This is a genomic window from Candidatus Nitrosacidococcus tergens (assembly GCF_902810445.1).
Taxonomy (GTDB): domain Bacteria; phylum Pseudomonadota; class Gammaproteobacteria; order Nitrosococcales; family Nitrosococcaceae; genus Nitrosacidococcus; species Nitrosacidococcus tergens.
The window spans coordinates 1,468,143-1,483,612 of sequence record NZ_LR778175.1; the positions used below are offsets into that span (position 1 = coordinate 1,468,143).

The 15,470-nt window shown below is 36.2% G+C and carries 15 protein-coding genes; 12 read left to right on the forward strand and 3 right to left on the reverse strand.

Going from position 1 to position 15,470, the window contains the following annotated elements; all coding sequences use genetic code 11:
- Positions 1-656 precede the first annotated feature (656 nt).
- The 10 genes from NSCAC_RS07015 (at position 657) to NSCAC_RS07060 (ending at position 9,483) form a co-directional block, all read left to right on the forward strand.
- Positions 657-2,570: a penicillin-binding protein activator gene (locus NSCAC_RS07015; protein ID WP_197744107.1), complete on the forward strand. Its 1,914-nt coding sequence runs from the start codon at positions 657-659 to the stop codon at positions 2,568-2,570.
- Positions 2,571-2,574: 4 nt separating this feature from the next.
- Positions 2,575-2,928: a YraN family protein gene (locus tag NSCAC_RS07020; RefSeq protein ID WP_408609556.1), complete on the forward strand. Its 354-nt coding sequence runs from the start codon at positions 2,575-2,577 to the stop codon at positions 2,926-2,928.
- A 17-nt stretch (positions 2,929-2,945) separates the two neighbouring features.
- On the forward strand, positions 2,946-3,545 hold the full coding sequence (locus tag NSCAC_RS07025; RefSeq protein WP_197744109.1) for a phosphoheptose isomerase: 600 nt from the start codon (positions 2,946-2,948) through the stop codon (positions 3,543-3,545).
- Positions 3,542-4,069 (forward strand): BON domain-containing protein, encoded by a 528-nt coding sequence (locus NSCAC_RS07030; protein ID WP_197744110.1) that lies wholly within the window; start codon positions 3,542-3,544, stop codon positions 4,067-4,069. The genes NSCAC_RS07025 and NSCAC_RS07030 overlap by 4 nt, the downstream gene beginning before the upstream one ends.
- A gap of 2 nt (positions 4,070-4,071) precedes the next feature.
- Entirely contained in the window at positions 4,072-5,460 is a 1,389-nt protein-coding gene (locus tag NSCAC_RS07035; protein WP_197744111.1) for an FAD-binding oxidoreductase, read from the forward strand.
- A gap of 58 nt (positions 5,461-5,518) precedes the next feature.
- On the forward strand, positions 5,519-5,821 hold the full coding sequence (locus NSCAC_RS07040) for a putative signal transducing protein (RefSeq protein ID WP_197744112.1): 303 nt from the start codon (positions 5,519-5,521) through the stop codon (positions 5,819-5,821).
- 122 nt (positions 5,822-5,943) lie between these two features.
- Positions 5,944-7,086 carry an ABC transporter permease gene (locus NSCAC_RS07045; RefSeq protein ID WP_197744113.1) on the forward strand — a complete coding sequence of 381 codons (1,143 nt, stop codon included), beginning with the start codon at positions 5,944-5,946 and terminating at the stop codon, positions 7,084-7,086.
- A 1-nt stretch (position 7,087) separates the two neighbouring features.
- Positions 7,088-7,876: an ABC transporter ATP-binding protein gene (locus NSCAC_RS07050; protein ID WP_197744114.1), complete on the forward strand. Its 789-nt coding sequence runs from the start codon at positions 7,088-7,090 to the stop codon at positions 7,874-7,876.
- Positions 7,861-8,802 (forward strand): MlaD family protein, encoded by a 942-nt coding sequence (locus NSCAC_RS07055; protein WP_197744115.1) that lies wholly within the window; start codon positions 7,861-7,863, stop codon positions 8,800-8,802. The genes NSCAC_RS07050 and NSCAC_RS07055 overlap by 16 nt, the downstream gene beginning before the upstream one ends.
- A 3-nt stretch (positions 8,803-8,805) precedes the next feature.
- A complete protein-coding gene (locus NSCAC_RS07060; protein WP_197744116.1) occupies positions 8,806-9,483 on the forward strand; it encodes an ABC-type transport auxiliary lipoprotein family protein in 678 nt (225 codons plus the stop codon).
- Between the two features lie 10 nt (positions 9,484-9,493).
- Here NSCAC_RS07060 and NSCAC_RS07065 read toward each other — a convergent pair whose 3' ends face one another.
- Positions 9,494-10,984 carry an amino acid permease gene (locus NSCAC_RS07065; RefSeq protein ID WP_197744117.1) on the reverse strand — a complete coding sequence of 497 codons (1,491 nt, stop codon included), beginning with the start codon at positions 10,982-10,984 and terminating at the stop codon, positions 9,494-9,496.
- Positions 10,985-11,090: 106 nt separating this feature from the next.
- Here NSCAC_RS07065 and NSCAC_RS07070 point away from each other — a divergent pair, with 106 nt between their 5' ends.
- Positions 11,091-11,327 (forward strand): GmrSD restriction endonuclease domain-containing protein, encoded by a 237-nt coding sequence (locus tag NSCAC_RS07070; RefSeq protein WP_197744118.1) that lies wholly within the window; start codon positions 11,091-11,093, stop codon positions 11,325-11,327.
- 556 nt (positions 11,328-11,883) lie between these two features.
- The gene (locus NSCAC_RS07075; protein WP_197744119.1) at positions 11,884-13,917 is read left to right on the forward strand and encodes an NAD(+) synthase; all 2,034 of its coding nucleotides are present in this window, start codon (positions 11,884-11,886) and stop codon (positions 13,915-13,917) included.
- Between the two features lie 39 nt (positions 13,918-13,956).
- On the opposite strand, the gene NSCAC_RS07080 is transcribed toward NSCAC_RS07075, so the two are convergent.
- Positions 13,957-14,658, reverse strand: coding sequence for an MlaC/ttg2D family ABC transporter substrate-binding protein (locus NSCAC_RS07080; protein WP_197744120.1), 702 nt, complete (start codon positions 14,656-14,658; stop codon positions 13,957-13,959).
- 131 nt (positions 14,659-14,789) lie between these two features.
- Entirely contained in the window at positions 14,790-15,461 is a 672-nt protein-coding gene (bioD, locus tag NSCAC_RS07085) for a dethiobiotin synthase (RefSeq protein WP_197744121.1), read from the reverse strand.
- Positions 15,462-15,470: the final 9 nt, after the last annotated feature.

The window sequence follows — 15,470 nt, forward strand, 5'->3', positions numbered from 1 at the left end:
ATTTGATCAAGACAGTTACTTGACAAGTCCTCATGTAAGTACTCAATTAGATTACAGCTTTATCAATTCTAAAGAATTTTCTAGAAATCAACAGATCTTTCTCTCTCTAAACACTTTACTTATGGAAAAAAATTGACTTATCCTTCCAAATTTAGCTTTTAATGATTTAGAGGAAAATACCTATCCTAAAATCTTACCAAATTACATTTTTTCTAGAAGAAGAAAAAAAATAACCCAAAGAGCTCGGTATGATGGCTATGATAATGCTCTAATCTTTTCCTCTGATAGCTCATGTGATAATTGCATAGAAAAATCCATAATTGAGCAATAGTCACAATTGAGTAATACCGTGTTGAATAAGATATTCCAGAATTACGCTATACCATTTAAAGCGGAGAGATAAAAAAAGGCAGGAAAAAGAAAATAAATGGATATTTGATGTGGAATAGTAAAACTACAAGAAAGGTTTAGCTTTATAAAGTGCTTTAATTCAAAATGCAGCTTATGAAATTGAAAAATTTCATAGTGTCAATAGCATTTCTATGAAGTATTTTTTAGAAACTAAGTTCTGGAGGGATTAAACTAGTTTCTCTAAAGAATTTTAAAGATCATCATAAAAACTACTATACCAGAATCTAAGGTCATTTATTCTATTTATGTTTATAACCACTTCTATCCAAAGAGTAATCTATTTTTTTAAGCTTATAAGCTTAATTGCTATTATCTTTAATTTAGTTGCTTGTGCTACCGATCCTTTTGGATTTACAGAACCTTCAACAAAAGCCGATACACTATATGCTAAAGGTAATTACTTAGCAGCAGCTACAGAGTATTTAAAATTAGCTACTGATGCTCAGTCACCTCAACGAGAAGAGTATCAGCTAAAAGCAAGTGATGCTTTTCTACGAGGCAATCAGCTACTAAAAGCACAGAATACTTTAGATAAAATAGCGACTGAAAATTTGAATTCATCATTAAAATTACGCTATTGGATACTCAGTGCACAAGCGGCACTTTCTCAAAAAGAGAGTACTCAAGTACTTTCTCTATTAAATAATATAGAAAGCCTAAATCCAAATACACAACAACAGGCTACTATTTACCAACTAAGAGCAGAAGCAAATGAATTAAATAATGATTTACTGTCTGCTGCTTATGCAAGATCCAAATTAGATCTTAGCCTAACTGATTCAGAAAAATCTGCTGAAAACCAACAGTATCTTTGGCGTGATCTTACAAGTCTCTCCCCTGCTATCTTACAAAAATCCTATGATCAGTCATCATCTTCTATCTTCCATGGTTGGATTGATTTAGCACTTATTGTCCAACAATATCAAACGGTACCTGATAGGCTAAATGAGGCACTTGAAAACTGGCAAAGCAAATACCCCAATCACCCGGCCTCTCTATCTTTAATTCAAAATATATCCACTGATTCAGAAATACCTTATCATCCTAAGCATATTGCCTTATTACTTCCTACTTCTGGAAAATTTTCTACAATTGCTAAAGCAATTAGAGATGGCTTTTTTACTGCATATTATGCACAAGATCAAGAAGATACTACTATCCAAGTCTATCCAGTTAGTACTAATTTACAAAATAATCAAAGCGATATTATTGAGGTTTATCAACAGGCAAAAATAGCAGGTGCAGATTTTATCGTAGGTCCTTTAGTTAAGCAGGCAGTGACCCAGCTTACAAACAATCATGAAATACTTACCCTACCCACCTTAGTGCTTAACTACTTAGAAGAGGATAATTCTCTGGAAATTAGAAATTTTTATCAATTTGCATTATCACCAGAAGAAGAAGTTAGAGAGATGGCTAATAGAGCATGGTACGAAGGTTATGACAATGCTCTAATTCTTACGCCTAAAAACTCTTGGGGTAATCGTATAGAAAAAGCATTAATTGAACAATGGAATCAGTTAGGAGGAGAAGTATTAAGAAGTCAACCCTATAATCCTAATCAGAAAGATTATGCTTTAGTTATTCAGCAACTCCTTAATAGTAATCAAGGTTATACTAGCCAAAAAGAACTGCAGGAAGCACTAAACAGTAAAGAGATATTTGCACTTCCTAATGATCAAGATCCAGACTTAATTTTTTTAATTGCTGCTCCTGAACAAGCACGATTGATTGTTCCTCAGCTAAAATTCTATCGTGCAGAAAATCTACCTATCTATAGTACTTCATATATTTACACAGGGTACCCAGATTCGGATCAAGATCAAGATCTAAATGGGGTTATCTTTAGTGATATTCCTTGGGTTTTAGATAAAAATATTCAAAAAGAATCCTCTAGCTACCGTAATTTAGCCCAAAATAATCCTGAAGACTTTAAATCACTTAAGAGATTCTATGCTTTAGGCTATGATGCGTACCAAATTGTCCCTCACTTAAAATCTCTTTATCAAATGGAGGATGCCAACTTTGAAGGAGCAACAGGTGCACTTAGCATGAATTTACAAGGTCAAATAAAACGAGATTTACTTTGGGCTCAATTTAAAAAAGGAATTCCCTTCTTACTCCCAATAAAAAATAGCTACACCAGAAAAGATGAATAAAAATATGAATAAAGGTATACAAGCAGAACAGCTTGCTTGTGATTATCTCTTAGCCTATGGGCTGTCTTTAATACAACGAAATTACCGCTGTCCCTATGGAGAAATAGATTTAATCATGGAAGATAGAGATAGTTTAATTTTTATTGAAGTGCGGTACCGTACCCATAACAGTTTTGGTAGTGCACTTGAAAGTATTACCACAATTAAGCAACATAAAATTATCACAACAGCACAACACTATCTGCATAAAATGGAAAGAATAGATAAGCCATGCCGCTTCGATGCGATAGGTATTACTCCAAAACAAGGAGGAAACTCTCGCATTATTTGGCTTGTCAATGCGTTTCAATTAAACTAAAAACCTATTATTACATAATGGTAGATATTCAAGCACGCATTGCCAAACATTTTTTTGATAGCGCACAGTTAAAACTCACTGCTGTAGATGTACTAGCACCTAAAATTGAGCAAGCTAGCCAGTTATTGCTAACGGGATTTCAATCTAACCATAAAGTACTTAGCTGTGGTAACGGTGGTAGCGCTGCAGATTCTCAGCACTTTTCATCGGAGCTTGTTAATCGTTTTGAGCAAGAACGTCGTGGATTACCTGCACTTGCCTTAACGACTGATAGCTCTGCCCTGACATCTATTGCAAATGATTATTCTTATGAAGATATTTTTGCACGACAAATAGAAGCATTAGGAGTTTCAGGGGATATTTTGCTTGCTATCAGTACAACAGGTAACTCTCCGAACATTATTAACGGGATTAAAGCAGCTCATGGGAAAAATATGACTATAGTTGCTTTAACTGGTTGTGATGGCGGTAAAATCCCTAATCTTTTAAAAAAAATGGACCTTGAGTTACGAGTACCCGCCTACAATACAGCTCGGATTCAAGAGGTGCATTTACTTATCATTCATTGTTTATGCGATTTAATTGATCACTATTTTTGCTCTCATGATAATTCATGAATTTTTGCTCTACACTTTTGATATACGTACTGTTAATACAAAATCCTACTCATGCATTAACAAATTCACAGAGAACAACGCCAGTCATTGATCATAGAGCAGTTGAAAAAGCAGTAGAAACTGCAATTAGAAACGATCCTATTTTAGATAAAAATATCCATATACAAATAACTAATTATGGTCATACATTGTTGTTAACTGGTGAGGCTGCTAATGAATTGCTTAAAGAAAGGATTTTTAATATTGCTAAAACAACACCTAGTATTGAAGTAATATATGATGAAATTGCTGTGATCCCGCCAATTACCTTTATAAATCGAATAAAAGATACATGGCTTACTCAGAAAATTAACATAAAAATGGCACTGCAAAAAGAAATTGATTTATCTCAAGTAAGAATTATTACTGCCCGAAGAATTGTATATTTATTTGGATTTTTAACGCCTCAAGAGTCTAAGCTTATGATCACCTTAATTAGTCACACTAGAGGAGTTCATAAAATTGTAAAAATCCTTGATATTTAAATATGACTAAAAATGATCTTTTTACTCAATTTAGCCGTATTGTAGATAAAGAGAGAATCTATACTGATTCAAGTGATTGCTGGGCCTATGGCTATGATAATAGTCGTCGTCATGGACTGGCTGAATGGGTAATTTTTCCTCTTACCCATGAGGAAATTCGGGATATTATCCGTATATGTAATCAAGCTCGTATACCTATTGTTCCTCGTGGAAGAGGTACAGGTACTACTGGGGCAACTGTACCTACTCTTGGAGGTGTTGTACTCTCTTTAGAGCGGATGAATACTATTTATAAAATAGATCCTGCCAATCGATTCATGGTGGTAGCTCCTGGAGTAACTAACCAAGAAGTACAAACAGCTGCAGGTAAATATAGTTTTTTTTGGCCTCCCGATCCTACCAGTGCTGCATTTTGCTCTGTAGGAGGTAATCTGGCTTATAATTCTGCCGGACCAAAAGCAGTAAAATACGGGACTCCTCGAGAAAATGTATTAGGACTTAGGGCAATTACCGGTGCAGGAGAAGAAATTCGCTGTGGCGTTTATACCACAAAAGGAGTAGTAGGCTATGATCTAACTCGCCTTATTATTGGATCGGAAGGCACCTTAGCAATTATTACTGAAGCAACCCTAAAACTAACCCCTCGACCGGATGTAACACAAATCTTACGGGCTGCCTATAAAGATCCAGAAAGTGCAGGTGAGGCAGTAGCGGCAATTATGAGTCAACCTATTATCCCTAGTGCTCTAGAGTTTATGGATCACCAAGCAATCATTCTAGCTCAGGGACAAGGAGGGGTAAATTTACCCTCTGGAGCAGGTGCTTTACTTATGATTGAAGTAGAAGGGACCAATATATCACTAAACGATAATATAGAAAAAGTTAAGAAAGCAGCTAAAAACGCTGGAACCATAGAGATTATCGCTGCTCAGAGTGATGAGGAAGCTAAAAAGCTATGGGCAGCTCGAAAAGCACTCTCCCCTGCACTTCGGACGCTTGCTCCTAAAAAAATTAATGAAGATGTAGTAGTCCCTGTTTCCTCTTTAGCTATTTTTATTAGAAAACTAGAGAATTTGGCTCAAGAATTTTCAATTAAAATCGTTAATTTTGGCCATGCAGGTAATGGTAATATTCATGTAAATCTACTGGTTAATCCAGATAATCCAATTGAAATGGAACGTGCAAAATCTTGCTTAGATCAAATATTTAGTATAGTACTTCAGTTAAATGGTACCCTATCTGGAGAGCATGGGGTAGGTTTAGAAAAGCGAGATTTTATAAGTAGAGAGATTGATCTCGTAACACTAGGTGTTATGCGGCGTATTAAGGATCAGTTTGATCCCAATGGAATTCTTAATCCAGAAAAAAAATTACCTCTTATAGAAAAATAAGTTAAAATCGTATTTTAAATATATGTTTTTATAATTATGTAACCAAATTGAAATTTAAGTGAAATTTATTTATAGTGCACCTAATCTACTCCTTGTAAGTCATTGTAAAAATTTACTTGAGTCCTATGGAATAGAATGCATCATAAAAAATGAAAACTTAAATAGTGCTGCAGGGGAAATTCCACCTACTGAATGTTGGCCAGAACTATGGCTCATGGATAGCAAAAACTATCAAAGAGCAGTATATATTTTAAATTCTGAACGGCAAAATCAGTATCTTTGGATCTGCCCAAGTTGCCATGAGTCCTTAGAGGAGCAATTTGATAGATGTTGGAGTTGTGGAGACTGGAAAATAGATTAACTTGCTGCCCACATAAGTGGGATAGCGAATAAAATTATACATACATGAATGTATGCTATAGTAATTTTATCTCCATTTATTAGAATATTCAGTACAAATTTTTTTTAGCTAACTGAATCAGTATGAATTTTAATAAGAAAGCTTCGACCAACGAAGCACGAATCCAATACCATGAAGCTACTAGCACTTTATCTTGTTTCGGTGATTGGACGGTGCATCATCTTGCCCAGCTAGAGCGTAGTTTATCCTCTACTTTAAAGGAATATGGAAAAGTAAATACCATTGAAGCTAGCGGTATTAACCAAATGGATACTGGAGGGGCCTGGCTCTTTAATTACTTAATAGCACAATTTACCCAAGAGAAAAAAAATATCCCATTCCAAGGGTTACGCCAAGAACACCAAAAATTATTATCTCTAGTACAGGGTAAAGGAGATTTTGATAAGCAAAAATCTATTGTTAACCCCTCCCTCAATATAATTGCAAAGATAGGCTATATCGCTTGGGATTATACTGAAGAGGCTTTTTCCTTTATATCATTTATTGGGGAGGTCTTTGTTTATTTCCTCAAAGGAGTAATTAACCCTAGTCGAATTCGTTGGCGGACTTTACTCAATAATATGCAAACTGCAGGGATTGAATCTATCCCTATCATCGGGTTACTTGTTTTTTTAATAGGTGTTGTCTTGGCTTACCAAGGAGGCATGCAACTTCAGGATTATGGTGCCAACATTTTTATTGTTGATCTAGTTTCTTTGACTATGATACGAGAGCTAGCACCGCTAATCGCTGCAATTATTATTGCAGGGCGAACCGGATCTGCCTTTGCTGCTCAAATTGGTACTATGAAAGTGAGTGAAGAAATTGATGCTTTAAGGATATTAGGTATTCCTCCAATAGAGCAGCTCGTTATTCCTAAAATAATGGCTTTAATGATTTCTTTACCTTTATTAACAGTATTTGCAGATATCTGTGGTATTGTTGGTGGTATGCTCATGTCTGATGCATTATTAGGTGTGGGGATTCAATTATTTACTGAACGCCTTGATGAAGTCGTTGATCTTCCATCTTTCTTTATTGGGCTTTTTAAAGCTTTCTTTTTTGCTGCAACTATTGCAACTGTAGGTTGCTTTCAAGGATTTAGAGTAAGCGGTGGGGCAGAAAGTGTAGGTAGGAAAACTACTTCTAGTGTGGTACAGGCTATTTTTCTAATTATTGTCAGTGATTCAATATTTTCTATCTTCTTTAGTTGGCTAGGAATATAGCATGGATAAAGAGTTAGAAGCAGTCGTTAAAGTTCAAAACCTTTATACGCGCTTTGGTGAGGCGGTTGTCCATAAAGACATTAGTTTTGATATTCATCGAGGTGAAATTTTTGCAATTATTGGTGGCAGTGGATCGGGTAAATCTACCCTACTTCGAGAGATTGCCACGCTTAACTCTCCTTCATCAGGAACTATCCAAATTTTTGGAAAGCCCTTAAAAGATCTTAATGAAAAAGAAATCTTAAAGTTAAGAACTCGCTTTGCAATGATGTTTCAGCAAGGGGCGTTATTTGGATCGTTTACTGTATTGGAAAATGTAGCCCTACCTTTAAAAGAGCATACTGATCTTTCATCAAAATTTATTAATGAATTAGCACTTCAAAAAATAGAATTAGTAGGCTTACCACTGGATGCTGCGGTTAAATTTCCACGAGAACTCTCTGGCGGTATGATTAAACGAGCGGCAGTGGCTAGATCACTGGCACTTGATCCAGAATTATTATTACTAGATGAACCTGGTTCAGGTTTAGATCCTGTAAGTGCCTCTGCTTTAGATGAGCTTATCCTTTCTCTTAGAGAATCTCTTAACCTGACGGTAGTATTAGTTACTCATGATCTCGGATCCTTATGGAGAGTTGCTGATCGGGTAGCTTTTTTAGGAGAAAAAATACTTCTTGGTTTAGATACGGTAGCAAATTTGGCTCACTCTAGTGAGCCTCAGCTCCGGGCCTATTTTAGAGGAGCACGCGGCCATCTTGCCTATCAGGAGAATACATGGACACAAAAGTAAATTACACCTTAATCGGTCTTTTTGTTATTGGACTGAGCACTGTTCTCATCATCATCGTTTCTTGGCTGAGTGCTCATACTTCTTTTATCGGATATGATACCTACCTTACCTATGTGCAAGATTCTGTATCTGGGCTAGAGAAAAACACACCAGTTAAGTATCAAGGAGTTGAGGTAGGTAAAATTAAAAAAATTGAGCTAGATGAAGATGATCCTTCAAGAGTGCGGATCACTTTAGGTATTGAAGAAGGAACTCCAATAAAAGAAGATACCATTGCAGTGATCGCCTCCAATGGGCTTACTGGAATTTCTTATATGGAGCTAACTAAAGGTACTAAAGAAGCACCCTTACTTAAAGCAGGCCCAAATGATCCTTACCCTATCATTAGCTCAAGTCCATCTTTTATGGGGCGCTTAGGCAATGGATTGAGTGATTTATTAGATGAGCTCACTGGTGCTGCCAAAGAACTTCGTCATATTGGTGAAAATATTGATATTCCTCGCTTTAGAAAAAGCCAAGAATACCTTAATGATACGTTAGCAAATACCAAGAGATTTAGTAAATCTTTTGCAGATATCGCAGATGATCCAGAAAATCAGCGTGCAATTACTCGAACATTAAGAAATATGGAAATCCTATCTACTTCTCTTGCAGCCCAAAGTGCTCAATTAGAAGCAGGAATTGCACAGTTACCTATTTTGATGAGAAGCGCAAATGAGGCAACAACCCGGCTTAATAATTTACTTAAAACAGGGCAAAAACAGTTTAATCTACTTGGGGAAGTTACTTTACCCCATGCAGATCAAATATTGAGTAATTTTGATCACATTAGCCGAAATTTAGAACATTTTAGTCAACGTTTAAATCAGAACCCTAGTATTTTACTGTTTGGTTCTTCAACAACAGAGCCTGGACCGGGAGAGTAGCTTGTGATTTCTTTATCAAAAATAAAATCTCTTAAATATCTACCATACCAATCTACGGCTTTTAGATTATTATTTATAGGAATTTTCATTGGGATACTCTCTGGTTGTAGCGGTGGTTCTCGTGCACCTAGCCATACTTATCTATTCTCTACACCTCAACAACCATTAAAAGTAGAAGCATCCCGTGCGACTAATTTATCATTAGTAGTCACAACGCCACGTACGGCAACAGGCTATAATACCCAGCGGATGGCCTATACTCGCCAACCCTATGAGCTAAGCTACTTTAGCTATAACGATTGGGTAGATACTCCCGGTTATATGCTTGAGCCTGTGATTATCAGTACCTTAGAGGATAGTGATGGGTTTCTCAATGTCACATCAAATACTTACAATCAAACACCGGCTGATTTAAGATTAGATAGTGATATTTTAGCACTATTGCAAGATTACTCAGTTAAGCCAAGCCAGGCACGCTTTTCTTTGCATGTTCAATTAGTTGATATTAGGACAGGTAAAAAAATTGCAAGCGATATCTTTAATGGCCAAGAACCCATAGCTAAAGAAGATGCTTACAATGGAGTCATGGCTTTGAATAAAGCTTTAGAGTACGTACTTGGAAAATTAGTAGACTTTATTATTGAGAATGGAGCAGAAATACAGCCAGTATCAAAAAAATAAATTAAGTATTCTATTTCTTGTTTAAGAAGCTATGATGGATTCCATAGCTAAAATATACCAATAATCCTATTCCCATCCAGAGAATAAAGCGCCAAAGGATAGCGATCGGAAGGCCACTTAATAAAACAAGATGACCTTCCACTTTCCAAGGCCAGCCAATAATCAAAAATAAGGAAAATAAAACACCTACTGGTGCAATTATCCAAATCATTGGCATTTTAAACGCTCTAGGTAGTTCTGGATGCCGTATCCGTAAAATAAGTACTGCACTGCAAATGACAATAAAGGCACTTAAAGTACCGATATTGACTAATGCAGCCACTTGCTCAATGGGTAAAAATCCCGCTGCTAGTGCAGTAAAAATCCCAAGAATTAAGGTAGGCCGATAAGGAGTTTTGTAATGAGGGTGTATTTTGGCAAACCAAGATGGTAAAAGCCCATCTCGAGCGAGGGCAAACCAAATTCTTGCAGCCCCTAATAAGAATGCAAATAGAACGCTAGTCATTCCTGCTATTGCTGCAATATTTATAACTCCTCGTACCCATTGCAAATTTAGAGCTTTAAATGCTGCATCTACTGGAGCATCGTTATCTAGCTCAGAATAAGGCACTATCCCCGTAAGCACTAGGGACACAGCAAGGTATAAGGCGATAGATATGGCAAGGGAAAGCAATACAGCTTTAGGTAAATCTTGTTTAGGGTATTCTGATTCCTCTGCTGCAGTTGTAAGCGTATCATAGCCAAAGCAAGCAAAAAAAACGATACTGGCTGCAGAAAATACTCCAGACCAACCAAAGTGGGGAATACTTTGATTATCTTCTATATTAGGTGGAATAAAGGGCTGCCAATTTGCTGGATCAATATAAAAAAAACCAATCAAAATAACAAGCAAAACCCCAATCAATTTTAAGCTCACAATAAAGCTATTTACTCTCATTCCCCAAGTAGTTTTCAAGATAAGTAGACCACTGACTGTTAAAGTAATGAAAGCTGCAATTAAATTAAAAACTTTACCACTTTCAGGATCTGTAGGATTCCAAGCACCTTGCAGGGCAATAGGTAATTCTAGTCCAGTGAGCTGGGTAATGAGTACCTGCATATATCCAGACCATCCAATCGCAACTACTGCTACAATTAAGCTATATTCTAAGAGCAGATCCCAACCAATAATCCAAGCAAGTAACTCCCCTAATACTGCATAACTATAGGTATAAGTGCTGCCGGTTAACGGAATCATGCTGGAAAATTCAGCATAGGATAACGCAGCACAGCCACTACCTAATCCTGCAATCATAAAACTAAACACTACACCAGGACCTGCATTGACTGCAGCTTGCTGTCCTGCTAAGACAAAAATCCCTACCCCAATAATGGCACCAATCCCAACTGCAATAAGTTGCCATAACCCAAGAGTACGCTGAAATCCGTACGAAGATTGATCGCTTTCTGCTTGTAATTGAGTGATGGATTTACGGCGGGTTAAAACGGTAAATAAATTCATAGCCCCCTAATGTATCTGAATGAAGGATTAAAGGGTAGCTAATTAGAAAATATATGAAAGACTCCTATCCAATTTAAGCGGTTATTTTATTTTCTATATCAATGAGATGGTAGAATTATTGGCACCCAAAATTGAGCGATTTTTCAATGATATGCTACGAGTTATAGAGTCAGAGTTAGATCCAAAACAAATCGATAAGCTCGAGCATTTTTTTGGAATCCTTGTAATTAAAAATGAAATCCTTGCGACAAAATCTATTGTGGTAGATGGACAACAGCGACTAACTACTACCCTATTATTTTTAATCGCATTACAAGATTTAAAAAAAGATACAAATAAATAAAATCTTATCACCCAAAGATATCTGATTAATAGTACCTCTACTTTTGAAGACAAGATAAAACTAAAACAAGTCTCTAAAGATTGGGAAGCATATAAAGCTCTAGTAAACAAGGAATCCCCTGTACAACTCGGAATTATTCGTAATGCCTATGGGCAATTTGCCAGTTTAATAAAAGCAAATAAACAAACTAGACTAGACTAGAAATTCAACTTGAGCACTATATCACCGCAATTAGAAGGATGAATGTCGCAGTGATTTCCCTAGATGAGGGACCTTACAAAGGTGAAGATCCACAGGTTATCTTTGAAACTCTAAATTTACTAGGTAAACCGCTTACGCTCTCAGATTTAGTAATAAACTTTTTATTTATCTCCGGAGTAAATGATTGGTTTCTAGGCTATTTTAGCAGTTTTTAAAAAAAACTAAATCTTTAGAAAATAGTACAAAATATCTGTATTACAAGAAGAAAATAATATTCTAGCTATCTATTTAAAATACAAATCTCTTTTTTTTAGATTAAACTAAAAACAACTAGTCTAAAAAAGCACTGTTAAATATGAATAATCATCATCATTTCTTCAATCTATACCACCATAGCTTTGTTCGTGCTGCCATAGCTATCCCTTCCGTAAAAGTGGCAGATCCTCAATTTAACAGCCAAGAAATTCTAAATTTGTTAGAACAAGGGGTTGAAGATCAAAGTATTTTAGTGGTTTTTCCAGAGTTAAGCCTTTCTGGTTATAGCTGTGGTGATCTTTTTCAGCAACAAGCGTTATTAACGGAGTGTGAGCAGGCTTTTTATAGATTACTGAGCCAATCCCAAAATCTCCCTATTATTGGGGTGATCGGTATGCCTTTATTAATAGCAGGATCACTATTTAACTGTGCAGTAGTTTTTTATCAAGGTAAGGTTTTAGGAGTAGTCCCTAAACTTAGCTTAGAAAATCATGAAAAACGACAATTTGCTTCCGCCTATTGCACTGTGAAGAAATATATTTCTATTGCAGATCAAGATAATATTTCTGTTAATCCTTATTTACTCTTTAAAAGTAAAGAACAACCTTTATTTAGTTTTCATATCACGGTAGGTGAAGATTTTTCCCCTCTTCCCTCTTCGTCTTATGGTGCTTTAGCAGGAGCTCATATATTAATTAACTTGACTGCATCTAGTGCTGGGGTTGATAAAATAGATAATCGTCACCAGCTAATCGGTAGCCAATCTCAACGGTGTTTTGCTGCTTATCTTTATGCCAATGCAGGGTTTGGAGAATCTACCACAGATTTTGCATGGGATGGGCAAGGGATAATTTATGAAAATGGTGCCTGCCTTGCTCAAAACCAGCCTTTTTCCTATCAATCTCAATTAATCAGTAGCGACATTGACTTAGATTGTTTACAGCAAAGCCGGATTAGATCCCAAGGCTTTATCGAAACTGGCTATCAACATCAAGAATTTCTCACAAATTTTGAAATTATTTCTTGCTCAATTTCTTTTCCTTTACAAGAGAAGTTATCACTTAAGCGCATTTATTCACGCTTTCCTTACCTGCCAAAGAATCTAGAAAAATTAGATAAATGCTACCAAAAAATCTATGCAATGCAGGTACAGGGGCTAGTTAAACGACTACAAACTACCGGAATAATTAAAATAGTGCTAGGAGTTTCTGGAGGATTAGATTCTACTTTGGCCTTAATTATATGTATGGGTGCTATGGACGTTTTAAAGCTACCTCGTGCTCACATTCTCGCTTATATCATGCCGGGATTCGGTACTAGTGAAAATGCGCTGATTCGAGCAAGGCAGCTTACGATGGCAAGTGGTTGTCAAACCTGTGAGATGGATATTTCCCCTAGTGCGATGCAAATGTTAAAAGATATTGGTCATCCCTATGCAGAAGGTAACTTTGTTTATGATTTAACTTTTGAAAATGTACAAGCCGGTGAACGAACAAGTCATTTATTTCGGCTCGCTAATTTCCATCAAGCTCTTGTGATTGGTACTGGAGATCTAAGTGAAATGGCTTTAGGGTGGTGTACTTATGGAGTGGGCGATCACATGGCACACTACCACGTAAACAGTAGTCTCCCTAAAACTCTAATTCAATCTATGATCTCTTGGATAGAAGAGAGTCAAAAGTTTGGAGAAAATATGAGTACTGCTCTAAAAGCTATCCAAGTCAGTGAAATCAGCCCAGAACTTATTCCTGCTCATGAGAATCAACCTATCCAACGATCTGAAGATACGGTAGGTCCTTATCCTCTTCAGGATTTCCATCTATACTATATAGGTTTTGGTTATGCACCTAGTAAAGTAGCTTTTCTTGCTTGGTCTGCATGGCATGACTTTAGGCAAGGAAATTGGTCAAATCATATTGAAGACCGCCGCTACCAATATACTTTGAAAGAAATTAAACACTGGCTAGGTGTATTTTTGAAACGCTTTTTTCATTCCAGTCAGTTTAAACGAAGCGCGATGGTAGACGGTGCGAGTGTAGGCTATACCCTATCGCCTAGAGTAGGTTATCAAGCACCAAGTGATAGTGAAATTACCGCTTGGTTAAACCAGCTAGATAACATTCCAGAGAAATAATTATCTGCTGGTTTAGGTTTAGCTATTTAAGTAAAATTATTATTTTTTATCAGATTTTGTTTTCTGAGAGCTTTTATCATCATTTGTTGCTTTCTTTTCCATTACCTCCTTATTATGAGAGGCGAGCTCATCAATTAAAGCCTGCATCCCATTAGTACGGATTTTATTGGAAAATTCAGCTCGGTAGTTAGTAATTAAACTGATTCCTTCTACCAATACATCATCTACCTTCCAGTCTTTTTCTTTATCTAAATAAAGCCTGAGCGTAATATTGGCAGGATCTCCACCTCCGTCCCTTTCTGCAATCACTTTTACATCAACTCGTTTTGCATTAGGCGGATAATTAACTGGGGGAACTTGAATTTTATCTTTTATAAAGGTGGAGAGATCTTGAGCACTATATTTAGTTAAAGCAACAATATAGGTGCGTAATAATAGTTGGCGAAACTGATCGGTAAAATCTGTTTTTTGCTGATCGGTCGCATCACGCCAGTATTTTCCTAATGCACGTTGAGATAATCTGCTAAAATTAAAATGAGGAACAATATATTTATTAGCTATCTCATAGAAGAACTCTGGATTATCATTCACATTGACATTTTTATCTTTGAGCTCTTCAAGTACTTTCTGAGAAGTGGTGAGTACTACATCTCTAGGAGAGAGATCATCTCCTGCTTGAGCGATATTTAATCCTAAAGCAATTAAGAAAAAAATCCCAATAGTTCTGCATTGTTTAATCATAGGTAGAATCCGCACCGTGAATTAAAAAATAAGTTTTTTAAAGCTTAAAAATAGAGATTTTTAATTATTTAAAATAACACAATAAACTTAAACATTCCTTAATTTTACATCACATAGACCTATGTAATTCCTTATAGTTCCAGAGTAAAGCATTCTGAAATTCTTTCAGCAGTTAGTTGATCTAAATGAGGAGTGATACCTAATAGGGGTACAGGCAAACGTTCACGAAGAAATTGAATATTATCCTCTAGCCAATCCATCTCTGATTGTACTTGATTGGCAATCCATCCAGCAAAAGAAAGTCCAGATTTTAAAATAGATTCAGAAGTTAATAAGGCATGATTAAGACATCCTAGTTTCATACCTACCACTAGAATCACAGGTAATTTCAATGACTGAGCAACATCTACCATAGTTTGTTTTTGGTTAATAGGTACTATCCATCCCCCCACTCCTTCTACAACTATTACATCAACCTTGGTGGCTATTTCGCTAAAGCGATTTTTTATTACTTTTAAATCAATATTTACATTTTGATTTTGAGCAGCTAAATGAGGGGCAATGGGTAGGGGTAAATTATAGGGATTAACTTGCGAGTAAGTGAGAGAAATATTGGTATGCTCTTTAAGCTGTAAAGCATCTTCATTACATATGCCTATAGGAGTAGCTATACAGCCACTAGCCACTGGCTTCATTCCAGCTACTTGGTAGCCCTTTTGTTTAAAGTGAGTAATTAATCCTACGCTAATCCAAGTTTTACCGATCCCTGTGTCTGTGCCGGTAATAAAAAACCCTTTTGCCATAAATAAGTT